The organism is Flavobacterium sp. CYK-55, assembly GCF_018413465.1.
Lineage (GTDB): Bacteria > Bacteroidota > Bacteroidia > Flavobacteriales > Flavobacteriaceae > Flavobacterium.
Genome location: NZ_JAHCDK010000046.1, coordinates 1 through 325 on the forward strand (window position 1 = coordinate 1; position 325 = coordinate 325).

The window sequence follows — 325 nt, forward strand, 5'->3', positions numbered from 1 at the left end:
ATGCTAAACGAAGTCACATTTCCAGTAAAAGTCGGAATCAAATCTATAATCGGACTTCCGACGGTGAATACATTCGGCGAGTTATAACTCAAAGTTGAAGGCGCCACATCGTTCACGGTAATCGAAACGCCAAACGAAGTCGATCCACCAGAATTGAAGGCTGTCACAGTATAAATCGAAGTTGACGAAACTACATTCGGCGTTCCTTCAATTTCACCATTTGCGGTATTAAAAGTCAATCCGCTTGGTAAACTAGGCGAAATACTGTAGTTGACTACTGCTCCGCCTGAAATCGATGGATGAAGATGAGTAATCGGAACTCCTA

The 325-nt window shown here is 42.8% G+C and carries 1 protein-coding gene; it reads right to left on the reverse strand.

Going from position 1 to position 325, the window contains the following annotated elements; genetic code table 11:
- The coding region (locus tag KIH23_RS13665; RefSeq protein ID WP_213214054.1) for a putative Ig domain-containing protein at window positions 1–325 on the reverse strand (325 nt) is incomplete at both ends.